Annotated in this window: 24 protein-coding genes; 4 read left to right on the forward strand and 20 right to left on the reverse strand. The window is 70.5% G+C overall.

The genetic code is table 11. The features are described 5' to 3' along the window. Window positions 1-17 precede the first annotated feature (17 nt). Entirely contained in the window at window positions 18-362 is a 345-nt protein-coding gene (locus ACQ5BE_RS03590) for an ATP/GTP-binding protein (protein WP_208709171.1), read from the reverse strand. A 69-nt stretch (window positions 363-431) separates the two neighbouring features. On the opposite strand from ACQ5BE_RS03590, the gene nucS reads away from it, so the two are divergent. The 3 genes from nucS (at window position 432) to ACQ5BE_RS03605 (ending at window position 2,895) form a co-directional block, all read left to right on the forward strand. Beyond that, window positions 432-1,127 (forward strand): endonuclease NucS, encoded by a 696-nt coding sequence (gene nucS / locus ACQ5BE_RS03595; protein ID WP_208709173.1) that lies wholly within the window; start codon window positions 432-434, stop codon window positions 1,125-1,127. Window positions 1,128-1,184: 57 nt separating this feature from the next. Continuing rightward, window positions 1,185-2,447, forward strand: a complete 1,263-nt coding sequence (locus tag ACQ5BE_RS03600) for an N-acetylglucosamine-6-phosphate deacetylase (RefSeq protein ID WP_430295510.1) — start codon at window positions 1,185-1,187, stop codon at window positions 2,445-2,447. 244 nt (window positions 2,448-2,691) lie between these two features. Then, on the forward strand, window positions 2,692-2,895 hold the full coding sequence (locus ACQ5BE_RS03605) for a cold-shock protein (protein WP_208709177.1): 204 nt from the start codon (window positions 2,692-2,694) through the stop codon (window positions 2,893-2,895). A 142-nt stretch (window positions 2,896-3,037) separates the two neighbouring features. Here ACQ5BE_RS03605 and ACQ5BE_RS03610 read toward each other — a convergent pair whose 3' ends face one another. The 16 genes from ACQ5BE_RS03610 to ACQ5BE_RS03685 all read right to left on the reverse strand — a co-directional run bounded on the left by ACQ5BE_RS03610 (window position 3,038) and on the right by ACQ5BE_RS03685 (window position 20,167). Then, the gene (locus ACQ5BE_RS03610) at window positions 3,038-5,542 is read right to left on the reverse strand and encodes a phosphatidylglycerol lysyltransferase domain-containing protein (RefSeq protein WP_430295511.1); all 2,505 of its coding nucleotides are present in this window, start codon (window positions 5,540-5,542) and stop codon (window positions 3,038-3,040) included. Beyond that, entirely contained in the window at window positions 5,539-6,858 is a 1,320-nt protein-coding gene (locus ACQ5BE_RS03615; RefSeq protein WP_430295512.1) for an alpha/beta hydrolase, read from the reverse strand. Before ACQ5BE_RS03615 ends, ACQ5BE_RS03610 begins: the two co-directional genes overlap by 4 nt. A gap of 10 nt (window positions 6,859-6,868) precedes the next feature. After that, window positions 6,869-7,300 (reverse strand): DUF2550 domain-containing protein, encoded by a 432-nt coding sequence (locus ACQ5BE_RS03620; RefSeq protein ID WP_430295513.1) that lies wholly within the window; start codon window positions 7,298-7,300, stop codon window positions 6,869-6,871. A 10-nt stretch (window positions 7,301-7,310) separates the two neighbouring features. Then, complete coding sequence (locus ACQ5BE_RS03625) at window positions 7,311-7,592, reverse strand: F0F1 ATP synthase subunit epsilon (protein ID WP_208709185.1); 282 nt, start codon at window positions 7,590-7,592, stop codon at window positions 7,311-7,313. A 1-nt stretch (window position 7,593) separates the two neighbouring features. Then, window positions 7,594-9,045 (reverse strand): F0F1 ATP synthase subunit beta, encoded by a 1,452-nt coding sequence (gene atpD, locus ACQ5BE_RS03630; RefSeq protein ID WP_413248041.1) that lies wholly within the window; start codon window positions 9,043-9,045, stop codon window positions 7,594-7,596. Between the two features lie 67 nt (window positions 9,046-9,112). Beyond that, the gene (locus tag ACQ5BE_RS03635; protein ID WP_430295514.1) at window positions 9,113-10,003 is read right to left on the reverse strand and encodes a F0F1 ATP synthase subunit gamma; all 891 of its coding nucleotides are present in this window, start codon (window positions 10,001-10,003) and stop codon (window positions 9,113-9,115) included. A 77-nt stretch (window positions 10,004-10,080) separates the two neighbouring features. Then, window positions 10,081-11,718 (reverse strand): F0F1 ATP synthase subunit alpha, encoded by a 1,638-nt coding sequence (atpA, locus tag ACQ5BE_RS03640; protein ID WP_413248043.1) that lies wholly within the window; start codon window positions 11,716-11,718, stop codon window positions 10,081-10,083. Between the two features lie 86 nt (window positions 11,719-11,804). Then, window positions 11,805-12,638 carry a F0F1 ATP synthase subunit delta gene (locus ACQ5BE_RS03645; protein ID WP_430295515.1) on the reverse strand — a complete coding sequence of 278 codons (834 nt, stop codon included), beginning with the start codon at window positions 12,636-12,638 and terminating at the stop codon, window positions 11,805-11,807. Beyond that, window positions 12,638-13,189: a F0F1 ATP synthase subunit B gene (locus ACQ5BE_RS03650; RefSeq protein WP_208709196.1), complete on the reverse strand. Its 552-nt coding sequence runs from the start codon at window positions 13,187-13,189 to the stop codon at window positions 12,638-12,640. Before ACQ5BE_RS03650 ends, ACQ5BE_RS03645 begins: the two co-directional genes overlap by 1 nt. 53 nt (window positions 13,190-13,242) lie before the next feature. Beyond that, the gene (atpE, locus tag ACQ5BE_RS03655) at window positions 13,243-13,446 is read right to left on the reverse strand and encodes an ATP synthase F0 subunit C (protein WP_066498570.1); all 204 of its coding nucleotides are present in this window, start codon (window positions 13,444-13,446) and stop codon (window positions 13,243-13,245) included. A 69-nt stretch (window positions 13,447-13,515) separates the two neighbouring features. After that, entirely contained in the window at window positions 13,516-14,313 is a 798-nt protein-coding gene (gene atpB / locus ACQ5BE_RS03660) for a F0F1 ATP synthase subunit A (RefSeq protein WP_413248045.1), read from the reverse strand. 87 nt (window positions 14,314-14,400) lie between these two features. Beyond that, the gene (locus ACQ5BE_RS03665; RefSeq protein WP_430295516.1) at window positions 14,401-14,682 is read right to left on the reverse strand and encodes an AtpZ/AtpI family protein; all 282 of its coding nucleotides are present in this window, start codon (window positions 14,680-14,682) and stop codon (window positions 14,401-14,403) included. Next, entirely contained in the window at window positions 14,675-15,154 is a 480-nt protein-coding gene (locus ACQ5BE_RS03670; protein ID WP_430295517.1) for a hypothetical protein, read from the reverse strand. Before ACQ5BE_RS03670 ends, ACQ5BE_RS03665 begins: the two co-directional genes overlap by 8 nt. A gap of 148 nt (window positions 15,155-15,302) precedes the next feature. After that, on the reverse strand, window positions 15,303-16,319 hold the full coding sequence (locus ACQ5BE_RS03675) for an MraY family glycosyltransferase (RefSeq protein WP_430295518.1): 1,017 nt from the start codon (window positions 16,317-16,319) through the stop codon (window positions 15,303-15,305). Then, a complete protein-coding gene (locus tag ACQ5BE_RS03680) occupies window positions 16,316-18,247 on the reverse strand; it encodes a polysaccharide biosynthesis protein (RefSeq protein ID WP_430295519.1) in 1,932 nt (643 codons plus the stop codon). The genes ACQ5BE_RS03675 and ACQ5BE_RS03680 overlap by 4 nt, the downstream gene beginning before the upstream one ends. Before the next feature lie 120 nt (window positions 18,248-18,367). After that, on the reverse strand, window positions 18,368-20,167 hold the full coding sequence (locus ACQ5BE_RS03685; protein WP_430295520.1) for a glycosyltransferase: 1,800 nt from the start codon (window positions 20,165-20,167) through the stop codon (window positions 18,368-18,370). Between the two features lie 89 nt (window positions 20,168-20,256). On the opposite strand from ACQ5BE_RS03685, the gene ACQ5BE_RS03690 reads away from it, so the two are divergent. Next, window positions 20,257-21,258 carry an NAD-dependent epimerase/dehydratase family protein gene (locus tag ACQ5BE_RS03690; RefSeq protein WP_430295521.1) on the forward strand — a complete coding sequence of 334 codons (1,002 nt, stop codon included), beginning with the start codon at window positions 20,257-20,259 and terminating at the stop codon, window positions 21,256-21,258. Here the strand turns inward: ACQ5BE_RS03690 and ACQ5BE_RS03695 are convergent. Genes ACQ5BE_RS03695 through prfA form a run of 3 tightly spaced genes read right to left on the reverse strand, consistent with a single transcriptional unit; the run spans window position 21,255 to window position 24,109 of the window. Further along, the gene (locus ACQ5BE_RS03695) at window positions 21,255-22,034 is read right to left on the reverse strand and encodes an L-threonylcarbamoyladenylate synthase (RefSeq protein WP_430295522.1); all 780 of its coding nucleotides are present in this window, start codon (window positions 22,032-22,034) and stop codon (window positions 21,255-21,257) included. The genes ACQ5BE_RS03690 and ACQ5BE_RS03695 overlap by 4 nt on opposite strands. A gap of 27 nt (window positions 22,035-22,061) precedes the next feature. Continuing rightward, window positions 22,062-23,039: a N5-glutamine methyltransferase family protein gene (locus ACQ5BE_RS03700; RefSeq protein ID WP_430295523.1), complete on the reverse strand. Its 978-nt coding sequence runs from the start codon at window positions 23,037-23,039 to the stop codon at window positions 22,062-22,064. Beyond that, a complete protein-coding gene (prfA, locus tag ACQ5BE_RS03705; RefSeq protein WP_430295524.1) occupies window positions 23,036-24,109 on the reverse strand; it encodes a peptide chain release factor 1 in 1,074 nt (357 codons plus the stop codon). The genes ACQ5BE_RS03700 and prfA overlap by 4 nt, the downstream gene beginning before the upstream one ends. Between the last annotated feature and the right edge of the window lie 15 nt (window positions 24,110-24,124).

Here is a 24,124-nt window from a genome sequence, read left to right on the forward strand (position 1 = left end):
TAAGCGTATCGCTGGCGTCAGCGGTACCTGAACGTCCTGGTGCGCCAGCAGTGGGTGTGCCAGTGGCGCCGCTCCGCGATCCCTGCCGCCTCTCCGAAGAGGTGGTCGTCGGCCCACACGACAAGGTGCGCCACCCCCGGCGGGATGGTACGGGAGCAGCCAGGGCACGTGTACTCCTTGGCGGCGTTGCGCGTTGTCACCTGCCTGACGCGCCAGTCGCCGTCGGGCGCGGACTCGAGGCGGGCAAATCCGGCCAGCACGCGCTCGGGGTCGAAGTCGTCGCGGTCCTCACGGGACTCCTCCGCAGCCTTGGCGCTCCGTGGGACTGCGGGACGGCGACGGGGTCGGTTGGAGCGCGGCATGGCTCCATTCTGCCGTGCCCCCGCGGGGTCGCCGTCCGCCTCCAGACGTCGCCACGGTAGAGTTCTCGGGTGCGTCTCGTCATTGCCCAGTGCTCCGTCGACTATGTGGGCCGCCTCAAGGCCCACCTTCCACTGGCCACCCGTCTCCTCGTTGTCAAGGCCGATGGCTCGGTGCTCGTGCACTCCGACGGCGGGTCGTACAAGCCCCTCAACTGGATGAGCCCTCCGGCCACGCTCCGGGTTGCCTCCCCGGCCGAGGCCGAGCTCGAGGAGGGAGTGCTCGAGCAGTGGACGGTCCAGTCGGCCAAGACCGACGACCGCCTCATCGTCAACATCCACGAGGTCGTGCATGACTCGAGCCACGAGCTCGGGCTGGACCCAGGCCTCATCAAGGACGGCGTCGAGTCCGATCTCCAGCGCCTGCTCGCGGAGCAGATCGAGACGCTCGGGGAAGGCTTCACCCTGATCCGGCGGGAGTACTTCACCGCGATCGGCCCCGTGGACATCCTCGCCCGCGACGCCTCCGGCGCCACGGTCGCCGTCGAGCTCAAGCGCCGCGGCGACATCGACGGCGTCGAGCAGCTCACGCGCTACCTGGAGCTCCTCAACCGCGACCCGCTCCTCGCCCCGGTGCGGGGCATCTTCGCGGCCCAGCAGATCAAGCCCCAGGCCCGAACGCTCGCGCAGGACCGGGGGATCGACTGCGTGACCCTGGACTACGACGCGATGCGCGGGGTCGACGACGTGGAGTCACGCCTCTTCTGACGTCGCAGGGCGCCGGAGGCGGGCCCAAGGCTGCCGGGCTCGCCTAAGATGCATGGCATGAGCCCCACCGATATCCCAGGCCCTGGCGGAACCGGCACGTCGCGGCTCATCGCCCGCGGCCGGATCGTGAGCGACGGATCCTCGATCGACGACGCCGTGGTCGCCGTCGAGGACGACCGGATCGAGTACGCCGGGCCTGCCGCGGACTTCGACGCGGTGGCCTTCGGCGGCACCGTCCTGGAGCTTCCGCCCGACGCCGTCCTCCTGCCGGGCCTTGTCGACCTCCACTGCCACGGCGCGGCAGGGGTCGACTTCCCGAGCGCCGACGAGGAGTCGGCGCGCCGCGGCGTCGGATACCTCCACCGCAGCGGCACGACGATGCCCCTCGCCAGCCTCGTCGCCGCCCCGCGCGACGACCTGCTGCGCGGGATCGACGTGTTCGCGCAGCTCGACGCGGAGGACCTCGTGGCCGGGATCCACCTCGAGGGCCCCTTCCTCTCCCCCGCGCAGTGCGGCGCGCAGGATCCGGCCCACCTCCTCGACCCGGACACCGATCTCGCGATGGAGCTCATCGAGGCGGCCTCGGGCGCGCTCGCGACGATGACCTACGCGCCCGAGCTGCCCGGAGCCGCCGACCTCGTGGACCTCCTCACGACACACGGGGTGACGCCCTCCCTGGGGCACACCGACTGCGACGACGCCACGGCGGACGCCTCGCTCGAGCAGGCCCGGGACGGGCTGAGCGCGGCCGGGTACGACGGCGCGGAGGGCGTTCCGACGGTCACCCACCTCTTCAACGCCATGCCGCCGCTGCATCATCGCTCGCCCGGGCCCGTGGCGGCATCCCTGAGGGCCGCGGCGGCGGGCGGCGCCGTCGTCGAGCTGGTGGGGGACGCCGTCCACCTCGACCCGGCGATGGTGCGGACCGTGTACGCACTGGTCGGGGCTGCCAACATCGCGCTCGTGACGGACTCGATGGCCGCGGCCGGGCTGACGGACGGCCACTACACGCTGGGGACCTCACCGGTGACGGTCGCGGGCGGCATCGCCACGCTCGACTCCTCGGGCGCGATCGCCGGCGGGACCGCGACGCTCCTCGAGGTGGTCTGCCGTGCCGCCTCGGCCGGAGTGCCCCTCGAGGAGGCAGTGCTCTCCGCGACGGCCGTCCCCGCCGCGGTCCTCGGCCGTGCGGATGAATTCGGCAGCCTGCGCCGCGGGCTCAGGGCCGATTTCGTGGCGACGGACGGTGCGCTCAATCTCGTCTCAGTGGTGCGCGGCGGAGAACTCCTGCCCGCCCCTGCAGCCGACTACTCGCGTTAGCACGACGTTTTCCATCATTTATCCAGACTGTTGATCTCGAAATGGGCGGGTGCCGTTGACCGTGCATCGGCGGCGTGGTTGGCTAGGAGCAGTCTTGATGTAGGTAGCAGTGTTTTTCATGCAATGCATGCTCGCAAGACCGTTGCGAGCGTGGAGTTCCCGGCCCTCCGGGTCCTCCCGCGGAGTAACCCGGCCGGCACACAAGTGGCGGCGTCTCGTTGCAGATCCACAGGAGAACGCAGGAATGGCACAGGGAACCGTCAAGTGGTTCAACGCCGAGAAGGGCTTCGGCTTCATCACCCCGGATGACGCCGAATCGGACGTGTTCGTCCACTACTCGGAGATCAAGTCGAGCGGCTTCCGCACGCTCGAGGAGAACCAGCGGGTCGAGTTCGAAATCGGCCAGGGCGCAAAGGGCCCGCAGGCCACGGGCGTGACCGCTCTCTGAGCAGCACGCGCAACCGGCCGTGAAGGCCAGGGAGGGGCTCCGGTCAAGCCGGGGCCCCTCCCCCCTTTTGTGCTCCATGGGACGCGGCGAAATGCAGTCACGCGTTCTTGACTGAAAAGTAAATAATCACCGCCGGTGCGGATTATCCGACGATCTGGCGCAGGAGCCTCATGCGGTGCCGCATCGTGAGGCCCGGAAGATACGCCTGCGCGAGCGCGCGGCCGATGGCCGGCAGCTGGAGCGGGTCGAGGTAGTACATGTAGAGGGCGTGGTACTCCGGCTGGAACCTCGACTTGAACTTCGCGAGCGACCGGAACCCGTAGACCGGTTCGAGCGCCTGCCCGACGGCGTCGAGCAGGGTCGAGAGCAGTTCGTCCCGAGACTCGACCTCCGCCCGCTCCCCCGAGGGGTCGGCCGCGAGCGGGGACCCCGAGAGGGAGATCCACTCGACCTCCGCGCGCAGCCGATTGACCGCGGAGGCGATGAGGAACTCCATGACCCCGGGGAAGCCGTCGGGACTGCGGCGCATGAAGTCGAGCGTCCACCCCACGACCCGGCCGTTCTCGAACACGGGCAGCCAGCTCGTGACCCCGTGCAGGCGGCCCTCCTCGTCCTGGGCGAGGCACATGAGGACCTCCGGGTCGTCGAGCTCGTCGATCCCGCCGAGCGTGAAGCCCATGTCCGGCAGGGACTTCTGGGCGGACCAGTCCTCCGAGAGGATGCTCAGCTGGACACGCTGGGACGGCGTCAGCGCGTGGTAGCGCGTCCACGCGGCGTGCACCCCGAGCTTGCTGGCCCGGTTGACGGCCGTGCGCACGTTCTGCCACTCCTTGCCCTTGAAGCTCAGCTCGCCCACGCGGAGCCTGGTCTCCTGGGCGACCTCGACGCGCTGGAAGCCGCGCGACCTCAGGAAGGGCCACAGTTCCGAGGTGAGGGAGTAGAAGCACGGGACGAGCGCGTGCTTGGAGCAGTACGCGATGAACTCCTCCACGGCCGCGGGCCCCCTGCCTGGGGCACCGATGGGCCCGGCGACGGAGAGGGCGACTCCGCCGTGCTGCTGGAACGCGAGCCCTGCCGTGGCGTGGCTGTCGAACCAGAAGCGGTTCGGCGGCCACAGCGTCATCCAGGACAGCGACCCGCCGCCCCTCCGCACCAGGCTGCGGGCGAGTTCGAGGCTGTCATCCCGGGTCCCGAGGGTCTGCCGGCCGCGCAGGATCGCGACCGCGACGAGCATGAACGCCGCAAGCCACAGGATGAGGCCGCTGTAGGTGAACAGCCACAGCTCGGCCGGGTCCCGCGTGCGGAAGACCGCGAGGTAGTAGCGCGGGATCGGGGCGGGGATGTACTGCCTGACGACCTCCGATGCCAGTCCCCACAGTCCTTCCCGCCGATCGAGGCCGCCGCCCCGCACCCAGAGCACCGTATAGGCGACCACGAGCCCGCCGGCGAGGGCGAGTCCGACGGCGGCGAGGCGCCGTCGCATGCCCCGGGCCGTCTGCACAGGGAACAGTTCCCGGTTGAGCCAGAGCACGACGACGAGCGCGAGGGCCGTGAGCACGCTCGGGAGGAGGTGGACGGCCCCGGAGGCGAGGACGCTGTAGCGGTTGCGCTGCGGTGAGAAGGGGATGCGGAGGAAGAGTGCCACGTAGCCGACCGCGAGGACGGCCACGGCGAGCTGCACGGCCAGCGCGACCTGCAGCGCCACGGTGCGGCCGCGGCGGAGGCCGAGGGCGCAGACGAGCAGGATCGCCGGAGGCACGAGGGCCGTGATGTAGCCCTCCGGCGAGAGTGCGAGGGGCTGGGCCGACTGCAGGCAGGAGCCGGTGATCGAGCCGCCGCAGTCCTCCTGCAGCTGGCTGAGGACCGGCAGCGGGTTCAGGACCATGTCGCGCACGAGCGCGAGGGGGCCCGAGGGGCTCAGCGAGAGTGCCGTGAGCACGGGACCCACGGCCGCGAGGGCGACGAGGAGCGAGAGCAGGTTCCTCCGCTCGCGGGGGCTGGGCAGGACGGGGTGCGGCTCGTGGCGCCTGACCGTCCACCACGAGGCGGCGAGCCCCAGCAGCGCACCGATGAGCCCGAGGACCGTCTCCGAGTGGCCGACGTACAGGGTGAGCATGCCCGAGATCCCGAGGACCCCCGCGCGCAGCCGGCGGCGCCAGAGCACTCCGAGCGTCGGGCTCGCCACCATGGCCGTGAACAGGGCCGCCGGGTACGGCCCGAGCACCGGGTCCTCGACCATGGACCCGAGCCACCCGTCCCCGCCCAGCCGGGCCATCTGGGTCACGATGAAGAAGACGGTCACGGAGGCGAAGTCGCCGACGAAGAAGAGGACGGCAGCCCGGATCGAGCCGTAGGCGATCTCCGCTACGGGGACCAGGACCGCGACCACCACCGTTGCCGCAACGTAGGCCAACGGGTTCGTGACGAAGAAGATGGACGTGAGGGCGGCCCACCACTGGCCTGAGCGCAGCGAGCCGACGTCGCCGCCGACGACGTCGAGCACGGCGGGACTGGGCCCGGACAGGATGCTCCCGGTGGCCGCGCCGGCGACCCACAGTGCCGCGATGACGCCGAGGGTGAACGGAACCCGCCGCGCGCCCCGCAGGGCACCCCGCGCAGCGCTGCCCAGAGGCTGCAGGAAGCTCACGGGAATCCCCACCGCCCGGCGAGCATCTCGAGCCCGACCGGCATGGCCTTGGCGATCATCTCCCACGAATGGCCCTCACCCTGCACGATCTCCTCATGGACCTCAGTGCCCCCGCCCCGCGCCTGGTCGGCGATCACATGCGCCTGCGCGATGAAGTCAGGATCGCGCGTTCCTGCCGCGAGGAACAGGAACTGGCCCTCGTGGCCTCCCTGGCCGAAGAAGTGCGCAGGCAGCTGGGCCTCGAACGCCGCCGTGTCGCCGTCGAACGCCGTGTCGATTGTCTTGCTCCGCTCCTTCGCGAGCGCTGGCTCCTTCTCGGCCGCGAAGCCCAGCGCGGAGCCGAAGAGCTCTGGGTGCTTGGCCAGCAGCTGCACGGAGCACGTGGCGCCGAAGGAGAAGCCGCCAGCCGCCCAGCGCGCCGGATCGGCCGAGACGCTCAGGTGCCCCTTGATCCAGGGCACGACGTCCTGGACGAGGTACGTCTCCGCCTTGGCGATCTTCGTGTCCATGCAGAGCGTGTTGAAGGAGGGGTTCCCGATGGGATCGACCACCACGACCACCGGCGCGACGCCGTCGTGCTCCCGGGCGAAGCGGTCCATGCGGCCACGGAGCTGGCCTCCGCTGAGCCAGTCGGCCGGTCCCCCGGGCTGGCCCGCCATGAGGACCAGGACCGGCAGCTCGGGGCGCACGGCCGCGGAGTAGGCGGGCGGGAAGTACACATAGGCGTCCCGCGCCGCGAAACCGGAGGCCGGGTTGGGTATCTGGACCTTGCGCAGCTCCCCGGTGCTTGGCAGGTCGCCGGGAGGCCTCCACCCGCTGAGGGGCACCGCCGTCGCTCCCCCGCGCTCGAGGGCTGGCTCCAGGGGGACGATCCGGCTCAGGCTCGAGCCCGTGAGGTCACCCACGGTGAGGTTGAGGCCGAAGTACGCGTTGATCTGCTGTCCCGCGAAGAGGACGACGGCGAGTGCGGAGCCCACTGCGGCAACGCGCCGGCCCCATCGGCGTCTGGCCCGGCCGAGCCGGACGACGCAGAGGACGGCGAGCAGGATCCCGAAGACGCCGATGCCAACGTCGAGGAGCACCTCGGACGGGAGGTCTTCGGGGAAGACGCTGGCCACGTCCACGAGGATCCAGTGGACCAGGAGGGTGATTGCGGGGGCCAGGACGGCCGCGCCCGCGAGGAATGCCAGGCCGCGCCAGCGCGGCCGGGGGGAGAGGTCCGCCCAAAGGAGGTACAGGGCCCCGGCGACGGCGAGGACCCAGCACGCGACGGCGAGTGGCCCGTCGACGACCCGGAGTTCGAGGATCGCGTCCATAGCGGCCCCTTCAGCGCCACGTGCCGACGCCCACCACGGGGCCGGCCTCAAGCCACGCGGCGAGACCCGCGTAGGCGCTGAAGTCCATTGCGAATCGGACGCTCTCGCCCAGGTAGAGCAGCTCGACGATCACGACGTCGGCCTGCACCTTGGTGCGCTCGGCCTCGGTGGGTGCGCGCCTCCCCTGCAGCTCGAGGGAGCTGCGGGTGAAGCGGTGCCTTGCCACCGGGCTCAGGGAGAGGAGGTTGAACCATTCCAGTTCGGTGTCCTGATAGCGGCAAACCCCCATCCTCCAGGGCCCGGAGGCCATGGAGATGGAGGCATCCACCGTGCCCAGGGTGCGCCGCAGGACGAAGCGGCGCACCCCAAGGACACAGAGCAGCGCTGCGAGGAGCAGGAAGAGCGCTGCCAGGACGATGAACGGAAGGGCAGAATCGTCCATCGAGGTCTGGCTAACGAGTCCCCGCGGCTGGTTCGCCGATCTTCGCGTTGTCGGCGACGATCACGACCCTGTCCGAGTCGACGGAGAAGAACCCGCCGTCCACGGTGGCCGTGATCCGCGAGCCGTTGACCGGCTCGATCGCAATCTCGCCCGCATGCATGATTGCCAGCAGCGGCGTGTGGCCGGGAAGGATCCCGACCTCGCCGTCCGCGGTGCGGGCCTTCACCATCTTCGCCGGGCCGGACCACACGAAGTGGTCCGCCGCGACGATCTCGACCTCGAGCTCAGCCATGCTACTTGGTCTGCTCCTGGATCTTGGCCCAGTTGCGCTCGACGTCGTCGAGCCCGCCGACGTTGAAGAACGCCTGCTCGGCCACGTGGTCCAGCTCGCCGTCGCAGATCGCCTTGAAGCCCTCGATCGTGTCCTTGATGGAGACGGTCGAGCCCTCGACACCCGTGAACTGCTTCGCGGTGTAGGTGTTCTGCGAGAGGAACTGCTGGATACGGCGCGCACGGGCCACGACGATCTTGTCCTCTTCGGAGAGCTCGTCGACGCCGAGGATCGCGATGATGTCCTGCAGTTCCTTGTTCTTCTGCAGGATCTGCTTCACGCGGACCGCGGTGTTGTAGTGGTCGTGCCCGATGTACTGCGGGTCCAGGATGCGCGACGTCGAGGTCAGCGGGTCCACGGCCGGGTAGAGGCCGCGCGAGGCGATCTCACGGGAGAGCTCGGTCGTCGCGTCGAGGTGCGCGAACGTCGTCGCCGGCGCCGGGTCGGTGTAGTCGTCGGCGGGGACGTAGATGGCCTGCATCGACGTGATCGAGTGGCCACGCGTCGAGGTGATGCGCTCCTGGAGGAGACCCATCTCGTCGGCGAGGTTCGGCTGGTAGCCGACGGCCGAGGGCATGCGGCCCAGGAGCGTCGACACCTCGGAACCCGCCTGCGTGAAGCGGAAGATGTTGTCGATGAAGAGCAGCACGTCCTGGTTCTGGACGTCGCGGAAGTACTCCGCCATCGTCAGAGCCGTGAGGGCGACGCGCAGGCGCGTTCCCGGCGGCTCGTCCATCTGGCCGAACACGAGCGCAGTGTCCTTGAGGACCCCTGCCTCGTCCATCTCGACCCAGAGGTCGTTGCCCTCGCGGGTACGCTCCCCCACGCCGGCGAACACCGAGGTGCCGCCGAAGTTGCGCGCCACGCGGGTGATCATCTCCTGGATGAGGACGGTCTTGCCGACGCCGGCGCCGCCGAACAGGCCGATCTTGCCGCCCTTGATGTACGGCGTGAGGAGGTCGATGACCTTGATGCCGGTCTCGAGCATCTCCGTCGAGCCCTCGAGCTGGGCGAAGGACGGGGCCTTGCGGTGGATCGGCCAGTGGTCCGAGGCCTGGATCTCGGACTCGTCGACATCGAGCGGCTTGCCGAGGACGTTGAAGATGTGGCCCTTGACGCCGTCGCCGACCGGGACGGAGATCGGCGAGCCCGTGTCGGCGACCTTGGTGCCGCGCACGAGGCCGTCGGTCGCCTGCAGGGAGATGGCGCGGACGAGGTTGTCGCCGAGGTGCTGGGCGGTCTCGAAGGTGATCTCGCGCGTGTGGTCGCCGAGCGTGATCGTCGTGGTCAGCGCGTTGTAGATCTCCGGGATCGCGTCGGACGGGAACTCGACGTCGACAACCGGCCCGATCACGCGGGCAATGCGGCCCGTCGCGCCAGCGGTGGCAACCGCTTCAGAGGCAGTGGCAGTCATCTCTCTCACTTCTTTGCGTAGATGGCGTGGAATCAGTCTATGGGGTGGTGCCTGCTCAGCCGGCGGCTCAGGCGTTGAGGGCGTCCGCGCCCGCGATGATCTCGGTCAGCTCCTGCGTGATCTCCGCCTGGCGGGCGGTGTTGCGCAGTCGCGTGTACTTCTTGATCAGGTCGGTCGCGTTGTCCCCGGCGTTCTTCATGGCCCGCTGGCGCGAGGCGAGCTCGCTCGCCGCCGACTGCAGCATGGCCGCGAAGATCCGCGACTCGATGTAGCGCGGCAGGAGCGCGTCGAGCACCTGCTCGGGCTCCGGCTCGAACTCGTAGAGCGGAAGGAGGTCCTTCGCGTCCGCAGCCTTCTCCTCGACGACCTCGAGGGGAAGGAGGCGGACAACGGTCGGCTCCTGCACCACCATTGACTTGAACTGGGTGTAGACGACATGGATCTCGTCGACCCCGCCGTCCTCGTAGCGCGCAGCGAAGGCCTCCAGGAGGACCTTGCTGATCTCCTGCGCGGTCGCGAAATCGGGATTGTCGGTGCCGCCGCTCCACACGCGCACGTAGTCGCGGTTGCGGAAGTCGAAGTAGGCCTGGCCCTTGCGGCCGACCAGGTAGGTGGCCACCTCCTTGCCCTCCTCGCGCAGCAGCTCGGCAAGCGCCTCGGCCCGCTTGAGGATGCTCGCAGAGTAGGCACCGGCCTGGCCGCGGTCTGCCGTCAGAACCAGCACCGCCGCGCGCCGCACCTGAGCGGGCTCGGTGGTCAGCGGGTGGTCGATCTCGGACGAAGAGGAGACAGCAGAAACGGCGCGAGTAATGGCATTCGCGTACGGCAGGGAAGCGGCCACACGGGCGCGCGCCTTGCCGATGCGGGAGGTGGCAATCAGCTCCATCGCCTTGAACATCTTGCGCATCGACGTCGTCGACGCGATCTTCTGGCGGTAGACCCGGATCTGGGCTCCCATTCTTGTCCTTTCCTCACCCTTGCCGGCCGGATGGGCCGCGGCCGCGAGCAGCGGCCCCTCCGGTCAACAGCAGGGAATCAGCGCTTCTGCTTGACGATCTTTTCCTGGTTGACGTCGGCCTCCGGAAGAGCATCGTGCTCTTCGTGGCCAGCGCCCACCAGCTGGTTGTCGCCCTCGCCGAAGAAGCCCTTCTTGAACTCCGTCACCGCGGTCTTGAGGGCCTCGACGGTGTCGTCCTCGAGCTTGTTGGTCTGGGCCAGCGTCGTGAGGATCGAGGTCTTGCGCTTGAGGTAGTCGATGAAGTCTGCCTCGAAGCGGCGGACGTCCTCGACGGGGACATCGTCCAGGTAGCCGCGCGTGCCGGCCCAGATGGAGACGACCTGCTCCTCGACCGGGTACGGCGAGTACTGGCCCTGCTTGAGCAGCTCCATGAGGCGTGCGCCTCGCGTGAGCTGCTGGCGGGACGCAGCGTCGAGGTCGGACGCGAACATCGCGAACGCCTGCATGTCGCGGTACTGGGCCAGGTCGAGCTTCAGCGTGCCGGAGACCGACTTCATGGACTTCACCTGGGCGGCACCGCCGACGCGGGAGACCGAGATGCCGACGTCGACCGCCGGGCGCTGGTTCGCGTTGAACAGGTCCGACTGGAGGAAGATCTGGCCGTCGGTGATGGAGATGACGTTGGTCGGGATGTACGCCGAGACGTCGTTCGCCTTGGTCTCGATGATCGGCAGACCGGTCATCGAGCCCGCGCCGAGCTCATCCGAGAGCTTCGCGCAGCGCTCGAGGAGGCGGGAGTGCAGGTAGAACACATCGCCCGGGTACGCCTCGCGGCCCGGCGGGCGGCGGAGGAGGAGGGACACGGCGCGGTATGCCTCGGCCTGCTTCGAGAGGTCGTCGAAGATGATGAGGACGTGCTTGCCGCCGTACATCCAGTGCTGGCCGATGGCCGATCCGGCGTACGGGGCAAGGTACTTGAAGCCGGCCGGGTCAGAGGCCGGCGAGGCCACGATCGTCGTGTACTCGAGGGCACCGTGGTCCTCGAGCGTCTGGCGCACGGCCGCGATCGTCGAGGCCTTCTGGCCGATGGCGACGTAGATGCAGCGCACCTGCTTCGTCGCGTCGCCCGAGGCCCAGTTCGCCTTCTGGTTGATGATCGTGTCGACCGCGATGGCGGTCTTGCCCGTCTGGCGGTCGCCGATGATGAGCTGACGCTGGCCGCGCCCGATCGGGATCATGGCGTCGATCGCCTTGAGGCCCGTCTGCATCGGCTCGTGGACCGACTTGCGCTGGGTCACGCCCGGGGCCTGGAGCTCGAGCGCGCGGGTGCCCTCGGCGGCAATCGGGCCGAGGTCGTCGATCGGAGCGCCGAGGGGGTCGACCACGCGGCCGAGGAAGGCGTCGCCGACCGGCACGGAGAGGATCTGGCCGGTGCGGTGCACCTCCTGGCCCTCCTCGATCCCGCCGAAGTCGCCGAGGATGATGACGCCGATCTCGCGGACGTCGAGGTTCTGGGCGAGGCCGAGCGTTCCATCCTCGAAGCGGAGGAGCTCGTTCGCCATGACCGAGGGAAGGCCCTCGACACGGGCGATGCCGTCGCCGGCGGTGGTGACGCGGCCGACCTCGACGCGCTCAGCCGTCCCGGGCTCGTAGGAAGCCGCGAAATCGTTAAGCGCGCTGCGGACGTCGTCGGCGTTGATGGTCAGTTCGGCCATCTGCAGTCCCTGCTCTCTTGATTCTCATGGTCATCGTAAGAGGTCCTGCGATGACCGGATTGTCTGGTACGAAGTGTGCTGATGCCTCAGCGTGCCTGGCTGGCCAGCTGACGGCGCAGCTCGCCGAGCCGCGACACCGTCGAGGCATCGAGCACCTCGTCGCCGACCGTCACGCGGAGTCCGCCGACAAGCAGCGGGTCCACAGTCGTGTTCATCTTCAGCTCCCGCCCGTAGAGGCGGTTGAGCCCAGCCTGGAGCCGCTCAGCCTGCGACCCGGTGAGCGGGCGCGCGACGGCGACGTCGGCGATCCAGCGCTTCTGGCGGCCGGCCGCAAGGGCTGCGAACTTCTCGATCAGCTTGGCTGGCTTGAGCCCGCGCGGGGCGGCAGCCGCCTGGCCGATGAGGAGCTTGGCCTCCTCCGACGCCTGCGGCACGAGCCGGAGGGCGAGGGAACGCTTGGCCTCGGGCGAGGCCTGCTGCTCGGTCAGTGCATTCTGGAGCTCGTGGCTCTCCGCGACGGCGTGGTTGAACGCGAAGAGGTCATTCTGCAGCTTCTCCAGGCCGCTGAGTCCGCTTGCGGTCCCCGCGCCCTGCTCGGCCACGGCAATAGCCACGGTCGAGGCGAGGGTCTCGAGTGCATCGCTGACATCGCGGGCGTCGGCCCATCGCGAGGCGGCCAGCTTGGCCGTGATCTCGACGGCGTCAGCGGACGCCTTGCCGTCCAGCAGGCTGTGCACGAGGGCCGACTTCTCCGAGCCCTCGCGGGACGGATCGGTCAGCGCCCGGCGGAGCCCGGCGGAGCCGTCAAGGACACCCACGATGCCGAAGAGCTCACGCGCCAGCGACAGCGACGCCGTCGGCAGCGTGGTCTCCAGGTCCGCGAGTGCGGCGGACAGCGATTCGCTCGATACTCCTGCCATTACTTCGCTGCACCTGCGTTCTGGGACTCCAGCTCGTCGAGGAAGCGGTCCACCACGCGCGCGGCGCGGGCATCGTCGTCGAGGGACTCTCCGACGATCCGGCCGGCCAGGGTCGTGGCCAGCGTGCCGACCTCGGCCCGCAGCGAGGCGACCGCCTGCTGGCGCTCGGCCTCGATCTGCACGTGGGCCTGCTCGGTGATGCGGTTGGCCTCGGCCGCGGCCTTCTCCTTGAGCTCGGCAAGGATCTGGGCGCCCTCGGCACGGGCCTCCTCACGGATGCGGTTCGCCTCCGTGCGGGCATCGGTGAGCTGCTGCTTGTACTCCTCGAGGGCGGCAGAAGCCTCCGCCTGGGCCTTCTCGGCCTTGGCGATGCCACCCTCGATGGCCTCGGCGCGCTCCGCAAAGGTCTTCTCGAACGCCGGGACAACGAACTTGACCACGATGAAGAGAAGGACGGCGAAACCGACGGCGGTGACGAGCACCTCCCACCAGTTCGGCATGAGCGGGCTGCTCTGGCCTTCGGTGGCGGCGCGGACAATGATCTGATTCATGTGTTCCACCCCTCCTATCTACTCGGTACTGGCTGTGTGTGCCTCGTGCGAAATCAGAGCACGAAGGCGAACACGAGACCGAGGATCGCGAGCGCCTCGGTCAGCGCGAGGCCCAGGAACGCGATGGGCTGGAGGACGCGCTGCGCCTCCGGCTGGCGGGCGACGCCGTTGATGTACGCAGCAAAGACGAGACCCACGCCGATGGCACCGCCGATGGCGGAGAGACCATAGCCGACGAGGTTGAGGTTGCCGGTCATTGTGTTCCTTTCAGGTTGCCCAGCGGGCTTGATTGAGTGATCGGTTCATCCCCCTTCGCGGGGGAATTCTCAGTGGGCGTCGGCGTGCAGCGCGCCCTGGATGTAGATCGCGGTCAGCAGCGTGAAGACGTAGGCCTGCAGGACCATGATCAGAGCTTCGAGCATGTACATGGCGATCGCGCCGACGAGCACGAGGAGCGAGGTGCCCTTCAGCAGCACGCTCTCCTGCGAGATGAGGAACGCGATGCCGGACCCTGCGAGCGCCACCACGAGGTGGCCGGCGAGCATGGTCGCGAAGAGACGGAGGCTGTGCGTCATCGGTCGGACGATGAAGTTCGAGATGATCTCGATCGGCACGACGATCGGGAGGATGAACCACGGCACGCCGGAGGGGACGATCGTGAGCTTGATGAACCTCGGGCCGAACTTGCGCAGGCCCACGCCGATCCAGATGACGTAGACGAGGCCGGCCAGGAAGTACGGGCTGCCGACGTGGGACATCGTCGGGAGCTGGAAGAACGGGATCGCGCCGTAGATGTTGTTCAGGAGGATGAAGAAGAACAGCGCGAAGAGCAGGGGCACGAACTTCATGAAGTCCTTGCCGCCGATGATGTCCTTGCCAATCGAGTTGCGCACGAAGCCGTACAGGTACTCGCCGGCGAACTGGAGCTTGCCCGGGACGAGCTGGCCCTTGCGCGCGGCTGCGAGGAAGAACCACGCAATGAAGACGACCGACAGGAGCACCAGGAGCATCTGCTTCGAGAAGCCCTCGGCCTCGCCCCACGGGAAGATGGCCGGGAGGTGCATGTCCTCGAGGGTTGGCGGGGTGAAGGCGCCGTCATCGGCCGGAAGCGTGAGCGGGGTCAACGCAATTCCTCTCTGCAGTGTCCATCGTCGGGCAGATGCTGGGGCGAGTGGCTTCGACCCCCACATGTGAAATTTTCGGGTGCTCCATCAGCTGTCGTCCTCCGGCGCACCGCCGTCTGCCGGTCCCTTCCGCCGCGGTGCGAGGAGGCCGTGCTTCGTGGTCAGGTAGATGCCGCCGGCAATCCCCACCAGGGCGCCAGCGAGCACGAGCCAGCGTGTTTTCAGGAGATTGTCCAGCCCCCACCCTATCAAACTCCAGACAACGATCCCGCCAATGACGTAGCTGAAGACGGCCATGCCGGAGTTGTAGCCGCCGTCACCCTCGGGGGCGCCGGAGGCGCCTCCGGTGGGGTCCTCGCGGTCAGCCACGGGTGTCCTCCGTCCCGGAATCCCGGACGGGTGCGTCGTCGAAGATCTGCAGCCGGAGGCGGCTGAAGACGAACACCTCGACGGCCTGCCAGACGACCACCGTCACGATGCCCGAGGCGCCGAACCAGGGTCTGTCGATCCAGGCCGGCGTGCCGAGCCAGATCAGGAGCGCGGCGAAGCCGACGATCTTCAGCACGTACACGACGGCGAAGACGCCGATCGCCCCCGAAGGGTTGCGCCGCCCGGCGATGTGGCCGGCGAGCAGGCTCAGGGCGAAGAAGGCGATGACGACCGCCGCCGCGAAGAGGACACTGCCCGCAGCGCCCGCGCCGGAGGCGAGGAGCGCCGCGGCCGCGAGGACGAGGGCGGCACCAGCAGACGCCGCCGTGCACTTGGCCGCGAGGCCGAGCCACGGTGATGCGGCGGCGGCCGGGGAACCGAAATCTCCCTCGGTGCGCGTCGCTCGTGTCATGTTCTGGTGCCATTCGTCGGCGGCCTGCATGTCAGGAGGCCGGCGGGGTTGGGGTGCAGTCCTATTCTACACGCCATAGAAGTCGTCCTGTCCCCAGCGTGCACCGCGCGAGGCGGGGCAGGCCGCCGTCGTGCGCCGCGCGCGGCGGTCACCGCGCGAGGCGGACACGCAGCCAGAGCGGGGAGGTCAGGTAGGCGATGACGACGGCGGCGGCGCCCACCTGGGCGACGAGGCTGCCCGCCGGCGGGGCGGTCACGGCATAGAAGCCCGCGAGCCCGGTCGCGACCGACGCGGCAGTGACGAGCAGCGCGACCTGGACGTGGCTGAGCCCGTTGTCGGTGAGCCGCTGGTAGACGTGCTCGCGGTGGGAGGCGTACCACCGCTTGCCGGCAGCGGCACGGCGCAGGAGGGTCGTGAAGGTGTCCGCGAGGTAGATGAGCACTGGAGAGAAGACGTACTCGAGGCGCACTTCGGCGAGGAAGGCCGCGACCCCTGTCAGGGCGATTCCTGCGCCGAGGAGGTAGCTGCCGACATCGCCCATGAACATGGCGCCCCGCAGGATGTTCCACGGGAGGAAGCCGGCGAACGAGGCAGCGATCAGCACCCCGGCGGCGACGAGCCAGGCGTGCCCCGTCACGGCGCCGGCCGCGGCGTAGAGCAGGCCGACCGCGACCCCGTGGAGGCCCGAGATGCCGTTGACCCCGTCCATGAAGTTCGCCACGTTGATGTAGGCCGCTACAGCGAGCGCACCGAACGGGAGCCACCACAGGCCCTTGCCGGTCACGAGCAGGATGGCGAGCGTGCCGCCGAGGCCGACGGCGAGCTGGAGCGCGGCGCGGCTGCCGATGGAGAGCCCGCGCAGGTCCTCCGTCCATCCGACGACGGCGGCCGCGGTGGCCCCGGCGACGATGCACAGCGCGAGGCCGACGCCGTCGGACGCCGCGCCGGTGGCCAGGGCCGACGCCCAGCCTGCGAGGAAGCCGGCGCCGATCGTGAGGCCGAGTCCCCGGACCGTCGGTCGGGTGTGGGAGGAGCGCTCCCCGGGCAGGTCGATGACCCCGAGCCGGAAAAGGACCGGGCGGGCGAGCACGGGAAGCGCGGCGCTCACCGCGAGGGCCACCAGTGCGGACACCAGGGCCGGCACGAGCGCAGCCGGCACGCTCACGGGGTGCCTGCCCGGCGGGTGGACTCCGTCCCGGTGATCCGGGCGGCCCCGCTGATCCGCTCAGGGCTCGTGATCCGTTCCGGACCCGCCACCGGCTCGTGCGAGAGTTCGGTCTCCTCCTGGACCTGCGCCTCGAGCATGGCCTCCTCGCTCCGCTCGCACGCGGCGAGCCAGCGGTCGTAGTCGAGCTGGTCAGGGGCGATGCCGGCCGAGGCGGCGTGGGAGATCTTCGGGTGCAGGGGCCGCGCGTCGACGACGTCCGGGTCGACGAGGTCCTCGTGCAGCTTCTCCGCGGGGCGCAGGCCCGTGTAGACGATCTCGATGTCCTTGCCGGACATGGCGATCATGCGCTGGGCGACGTCGAGGATCCGCACGGGCTCGCCCATGTCCAGGATGAGGACCTCTCCCCCGCTGCCGATCGCCCCGGCCTGGATGACGAGCTGGCACGCCTCCGGGATCGTCATGAAGAAGCGCGTGACCTCTGGGTGGGTGACGGTGACGGGACCGCCGTTGCGGATCTGCTCGGAGAACAGCGGCAGCATCGATCCGCGGCTGCCCATCACGTTGCCGAAGCGCACCGAGACGTACCGGCGGCCCGTGCGTCCGGCCATCCACGCGGTGAGCCGCTCGGCAACGCGCTTGGAGTGGCCGAGGACGGTCGTGGGCGCGGCGGCCTTGTCGGTGGAGATGTTCACGAACGCCTCGACGCCCACGGCCTCGGCTGCGCGCAGGACATTGAGGGTGCCCAGCACGTTCGTCTTCCAGGCCTCGGCCGGGTACTGCTGCAGGAGGGGGGCGTGCTTGAGCGCCGCGGCGTGGAACACGACCTCGGGCCGGCGTTCGCGGAAGACCTCAGCCAGGGACCCGGCGTCCCGGATGCTCGCCAGCACGGTGTCCCGGCCGTCGAGCAGCCCGCGCCCGGTCATCGAGATCTGGGTGGCCTGGAGGGCGGTCTCGTCGTGGTCCACCATGATCAGCTCGGCGGGGGCGAACGGGTGGATCTGGCGGCACAGCTCCGAGCCGATCGACCCTCCCGCGCCGGTGACGAGGACGCGCTTGCCGGTGATGTACCCGGCGATCTCCTCCACCTTGATGTCCACGGGGCGGCGGCCGATGAGGTCCTCGACGTCCACTTCGCGGAAGTCGGTGACGCTGTGGTCCCCGCCGCCGAGCATGTCCTTCAGCGGGGGCAGGACGAGGACCTTCACGCCGAGCCCGGCGACGCGGTCCGAGACTCCGCGGATGAACGCCGAGTCCGCGGCGGCGAAGGCGAGGATGAGCACCGTCGCCCGCGTGCGCCTGATGAGCTCGGGCAGGTCCTCGCCGGTGCCGAGGACCTGGACCGAGGAGACGCGGAGGTGCTTCTTGGCGGGATCGTCGTCGACAAAGCCGGCGGGGAAGTACGGCGACGCCGGGTCCTGCATCATCCGCGTGACGAGGTTGGTCCCGAGGAAGCCGGCGCCGTAGATGAGCGCCTGCTGCGCATTCGCGCCGGGCTTCTGCTTGCTCTCGACGAACATGCGCTTGACGTAGCGGGTCGCCGCCATGAAGAGGGCGGCGAAGGGGAACGCGATGACGCCCGTGCTCCTCGGGATCTGGAGCGTGAAGCCGAGGAACGTGCTGAGCAGCACGAGGATCGTCGCGACGATGATGGTCACCGCGATGAGGAGCCTGGCCTCCTCGAAGGAGCCGAAGCTGTGGCGGCCCTGGTACAGGGCCATGCTGAATCCCACAAGGGCCTGGCTGCCGATCGCCAGGAGGCTGAAGACCACGACGCCGTTGGGTGCGAGGGTCTGCTCGGTCAGCTCGTAGCGCAGCACGACCGCCATGAGGATGGCCAGCGTCCATGCTCCGGCGTCGAGGGCGAACTGGATCCAGCGCCACAGCACCGGTCTGGGGGCCTCCGGCGGGATTGCGGACAAGCTCATCGGTATTTCAGTGACTCTCTTCTGGGGAGGGGTGGCGGGAATCCGTCCCCCATGCGTGTCCAAGATACTCCGGTCGGCAGGGTGGACCGTGCGCGTGACGGCGTCCCTGCGGCCCGGCGGTCACCGCCTGGGCGCGACCATGCTGCGGTAGCGGCCGGCCCGCACCTGGGTGGGCAGCAGGCGGTAGGCCGCGCGCAGGGCGATGTTGCGGAACCACTGGCCGCCCGTGATGAAGCCGCCGGCGTGCAGCTGGCCCTGGACCACGAGGTCGCGGGCGAACGCACCAAGGCCCCCGCGCCGCTCATAGGCGCCGCCGGAGACCCGGTACCGCACGAGCGGCTCGGCGAGGTTCCGCACAGTGGCCCCCGCGGCCATCATGCGCGCCCACAGCCAGTAGTCCTCGGCCGCCGGCACGACCTGGTACCCGCCGACGGCCTCGGCCGTCGCCCGGCGGAAGACGGCGGTCGGGTGGCAGATCGGGTTCCGGAAGGGCGCGGCGGAGCGGATCTCGGGCGACGAGGTCGGGACCGAGCGCGTGGCGAGGACTACGGCCTCGTCGTCGCCGATCTCCTCCATTGCGCTGCCCACGAGGTCCGCGCCCCCCTCGATGACGGGCACCTGGGCGGCGAAGCGGTGCGGGACGGAGACGTCGTCGGCATCGGCCCGGGCCACGATCCCGTGGCCGCACTCCGCGAGGCCACGCCCGAGTGCGGCCGTGATCCCGACATTCTGGGGCAGGGCCACGACGCGCACGGAGGTGGCCGTGCCGGCGATCGCCGCGGCGTCGTCGATGGCGGCCTGCAGCTCGGGGCGCACGGGACCGTCCCGGACGATCACCGCCTCGGCGGGCGGGCGCTCCTGCTCGGCGGTGCTGGAGGCGAGGGCGCGCCGGAAGCGCTCGGGGGTGTCGCCGTCGTACACGGGCATGAGGAGGCTGAAGGGCTCCCCCGTCGCGAACTCCTCCGCCGGCGGCAGGTCAGGCACCGGGCGCAGCGGGTAGACCCCCGCGAGGACATCGGTGTTGGGGCGGGGGGCCCGCACGGCGTCGCGGGCACCCCGGACCAGGCAGCCGGCGAGCGTGCGGCGGTCCGTGGACTTCGCGAACGTGCGCGCCCAGATCCTCGCTGTCGCGAACGTGAAGGCGAGCCGCTCCCACGGCGCGAGGGACCGGCCCCGCCCGTACAGCCAGAACCGGTTGCGGACCTCGTAGTAGAAGCGCGGGCCCGGGTCGACGTCGGTCGTGCCGAACTTCTTGGTGTGGTGGGTCACGACCGAGGCGGGGACCTGGACCGCGTCGTGGAACCGGGCGAGCCGGGTCGTGTACTCGAAGTCGTCGCCCCACAGGAAGTAGTCGGCGATCGGCAGGCCGAGCGCGCGGACGGCGTCGCCCGAGAGGAAGCAGGAGACGAACGACGCGCTGCGGATGGCCGTGCCGCCGACCGCGGCGGCCCGGCGCCGCTGGGCGGGGGTCGCGGCGAACCACTCGTCCATCGTGTTCATCGGGTGCTCCCGCCCGTCGGTCCACTCGACGCGGCTGGCCATGACGGTGGGCCGGTGCTCGGGCGCGGGCGCATAGCTCTCCCACGCGTCCACCGCGGCCGCGAGAGTCTCGGCGTGCGGCTCCGTGTCGTCGTCCATGACCCAGACCAGGTCCGCGGCGTGGTCGAGCACGGCCCGCTCGATCCCGACCGTGAACCCCCCGGCGCCCCCGACGTTGGACTCCAGGCAGACGAGGTCAATCGCCAGCGGCGTCTCGAGGCTGCGCACGAAGTCTGCCGAGCCGTCGGAGGAGGCGTTGTCGACGACGACGACGGCGTCGGGACGCCGCCTGCCGCCGGCGATCCCCGCGAGGGTCTTCGCGAGCAGTTCGCGGCGGTTGAAGCTGACGACGACGGCGACGACGCGGGGCGTTGAGCTCATGCTGTGGGGGGACCTTCTCACGGCGGGGCGGGCACGTTCACGATACCTGCTTGACGGGGGCTGCCCCCGCGCGCCCCTACGATGGACCTATGGCTCACCACGGCACGCCCTCGGGGCGGGATACTGTCGCGCGCGAAATCCAGCGTCCCCACTGGTGGGTCTTCGGCTCGAACGGCTTCGTCGGCGGCGGCATCGTCGCAGAGCTCCGCGGCCGCGGCGTCGAGCCTGCCCGGGCGCGGGCATTGCGGCTCACCACCGCGGCGCGGGACACGGCCGGCGTCGTGGCCGACGCCGAGGCCTCGGCCAGCCTGGCGGACCTTGCCCCGCGCATCCCTGCCGGAGCGGTCGTCGTGAACGCGGCGGGCCTCGCCGCCCCTGATTCCGCCGACGACGACGCCCTCTACGGGGCGAATGCCCTGTGGCCCTCGGTCCTCGCGCTCGCGTGCGCCGAGGCCGGGGCCGCGCGGCTCGTGCACCTTTCGAGCGCCGCCGTGCAGGGATACCGTCCCGTCCTCGACGAATCGTGGGACGTGAGCCCCTTCTCGCCGTACTCGCGCTCGAAGGCGCTGGGCGAGGCCGCGCTCCGGGCCCTGCAGCCCCGGCTCCCCGAGGGGATGCTGAGCATCGTGCGCGCCACGAGCGTCCAGGGTGCCGGCCGGCGCACGACGACGTCGTTCGCCCGCGTCGCCTCCTCGCCGCTCGCGTCGGTCGCCGGGACCGGGGACGCGCCATCGCCCGTGAGCTCGCTGCCGGCCCTGTCCCAGTTCGTCGTGGACGTGGGGCTCCGCCGCCCGGACCAGACGGTGCTCCTGCAGCCGTGGGAGGGCCTGTCCGTGCGCGGAGCGCTCGCCGCGGCCGGGGGCCGCGAGCCTGCCCGGGTGCCGGCGTGGCTGTGCCGCGCCGCGGTCCGGACCGGATTCGCCGTGTCGAAGGTCGCCGGGGAGTCCCTCCACGGCCCCGTGCGCAGGGCCGAAGTCATGTGGTTCGGTCAGGCGCAGGAATCCGGCTGGGCCGAGGCCAACGGCGTGCTGCCGACTCCCCGGGCCGAGCAGGTCCTGCGGCAGGCCGCCCCCGGCTCCGGCGAAGGCTAGCCGGCGGCTCCCCCGGGGGCTTCCGCCGGCCCCGCCGTCGGGGTCTGGCGCTCGCCGGGCTCCTCGGCAGCCGGCTCCGGCTCCTCGCCCAGGCCCAGGACGTCCGGGGCCACCTCGCGCAGGGCCGCGAGCGGGAGCGCTCCCTGGCGCACGACCCTCAGCCGCTCCCCCGTGCAGTCCACGATCGTGGAGGGGACGCCGCCCTCTCCTGCCGCGTCTGTGCCTCCGGCATCCGACCCGGCCACCGGCCTGGAGCCGTCCTCGAGGTACACCTCGACACTCTCGGCGAGCTGCTCGCGGGCCTCGGCCGCGGTCTGGGCCGCGGCATGTCCGGTGCGGTTCGCACTCGAGACGGCGAGCGGGCCGGTGATGGTCAGGAGGGCCTGGGCCAGCTCGTCGTCCGGGATACGGAGGGCGACGGTCCCCTTCGTCTCGCCCAGATCCCACGTGAGGGACGGCTGCGCGTGGAGGATGAGCGTGAGCGGCCCGGGCCAGAACTTCTCCGCGAGGGCGCGTGCGAGCGCGGGGACCTCGGTCGCGAGGCCGTCCATCGTCTGCAGGCGCGGGATGAGCACGGGCGGCGGCATCGAGCGGCCGCGGCCCTTCGCGGCGAGGAGCGTCGCGACCGCCTGGGCCGAGAACGCGTCCGCCGCGATGCCGTACACCGTGTCGGTGGGCATCACGACGCACTGCTTCGCTGCGATCGCGCGCTGGGCGTGGGCAAGCCCTTCGGCGCGCTGTTCAGGGTCGGTGCAGTTGTAGCTCGTCGTCGTCACGGCGAACATTCTTCCACGCGCCCGGCCTCACCCGGCACGGACGGCGCTCGTGGACCTCGGGAAGCCGTTGAGGTCCGTGTGGGAGCGCACGCAGGTCCACGCCGGGTCCGCGCCGAGGACCGCGGCGAGCCGCTCGGCCTGGACCTCCGCGTGCTCCATGACGAAGAAGCCGCCGGGCTTCAGGAGCCTCGCCGCGGTCGCGGCCGCGGCGAGCGGAAGCTCGAGGCCCCCCTCGGCCCCGCCGTAGAGCGCCATCTCCGGGTCGTGCTCGGCAGCCTCCGGCTCGCGCGGGACCATGCCCGGCGGGATGTACGGCGGGTTGGACACCACCACGTCGACCGTCCCGTCCAGGTCCGGGAAGGCCGTGCGCAGGTCTCCCAGTGCCAGCCGCACGCGGCCGCCGGTCGCCTCCGCGGCGAGGTTGCGGGCCGCCCAGGCGTGGGCGAGCTCGGAGAGCTCGACAGCGTGCACGACGGCGGTGGGCACCTCGTGCGCGATCGACGCGGCGATCGCCCCCGAGCCGGTTCCGAGGTCGACGGCGACCGGTCCCCGCCGCGCCCGAGGCGGGGCGGCGGCGTCGGGCGGGGCGGCGGCGTCGTGCGCTGGGGCGGGGAAGTGCTCCGCGATCCAGTCGAGCGCGAGCTGCACCACGCCCTCGGTCTCCGGGCGCGGGACGAAGACTCCGGGGCCGACCGCGAGCGTGAGGTGCCGGAAGTGCGCGACGCCGGTGAGGTGCTGCAGCGGGACCCGGCGGGCACGCTCGGCGACGAGTTCCCAGAAGGCGTCCGAGAAGCCCACCGGGAGCGGCGTGCCCATGATCGCGAGGGCGCGCAGGCGCCCGAGTCCACCGCTGGCGAGCTCGCCTGCCAGCAGGTGCGCGGCAAGCTGCTCGGCGTCCGCGCGCGGGCTCGGGACGCCGGCCTCGGCCAGGAGCGCCGCGGCGCGCCGCAGCGCTTCCCCGAGGTCCCGGGGCTCCTCCACGCCGCTCCCGGCGCCGGCGGTCATTCGCCGATCGCGTCGAGCCGCGCCTGCTCGTCCATGTCGATGCAGGACTGGATCACGGGCCCGAGGTCGCCGTTCATGACGGCGTCGAGGTTGTATGCCTTGTATCCCGTGCGGTGGTCCGCGATGCGGTTCTCCGGGAAGTTGTAGGTGCGGATACGCTCCGACCGGTCCATGGTGCGGACCTGGGACTTGCGGGCCTCCGCGTTCTCGGCGTCGATCTGCTCCTGCTGGTGGGCCAGGAGGCGCGAGCGGAGCACGCGCATCGCGGCCTCGCGGTTCTGCAGCTGCGACTTCTCGTTCTGCATCGCCACCACGATCCCGGTGGGCAGGTGGGTGATGCGCACGGCCGAGTCGGTCGTGTTGACGCTCTGGCCGCCGGGGCCCGAGGACCGGTAGACGTCGATCTTCAGGTCGTTCTGGCTGATCTCGATCTCCTCCGGCTCGTCGACCTCGGGGAAGACGAGGACGCCCGCGGCGGAGGTGTGGATGCGGCCCTGCGACTCGGTCACGGGCACCCGCTGGACGCGGTGCACGCCGCCCTCGAACTTGAGGTGCGCGAAGACGCCCTCGGCGGGGTCGTTGGAGGAGCCCTTGATGGCGATCTGGATGTCCTTGTAGCCGCCGAGGTCCGACTCGGTCGAGGAGAGCACCTCGGTCTTCCAGCCTCTGGACTCCGCATAGCGCGTGTACATCCGGGTCAGGTCCGCTGCGAAGAGCGCCGCCTCATCGCCCCCCTCGCCGCCCTTGACCTCGAGGATCACGTTGCGGGCGTCGTTGGGGTCGCGCGGGATGAGCAGACGCCGCAGCCTCTCCTGGGCGGCCGGCAGCTGCTCCTCGATGGAGGCGACCTCGCTCGCGAAGTCCGGGTCCTCCGCCGCCATCTCGCGGGCGGCTTCGAGGTCGTCGTCGAGCTGCTTCCAGCGGTGGTAGGCCTCGACGATGCCGTTGAGCTGCGCCGAGCGCCGGCCGAGCTTCCTGGCGCGCGCCTGGTCCTGGTAGACCGCGGGGTCGCTCAGCTCCTTCTGCAGGTCTGCGTGCTCGTCCAGCAGTCCTTGCACGGACTCGAACATGTCGGGGGCCTTTCT

It is taken from the genome of Sinomonas sp. B1-1, from assembly GCF_050474465.1.
Lineage (GTDB): Bacteria > Actinomycetota > Actinomycetes > Actinomycetales > Micrococcaceae > Sinomonas > Sinomonas flava.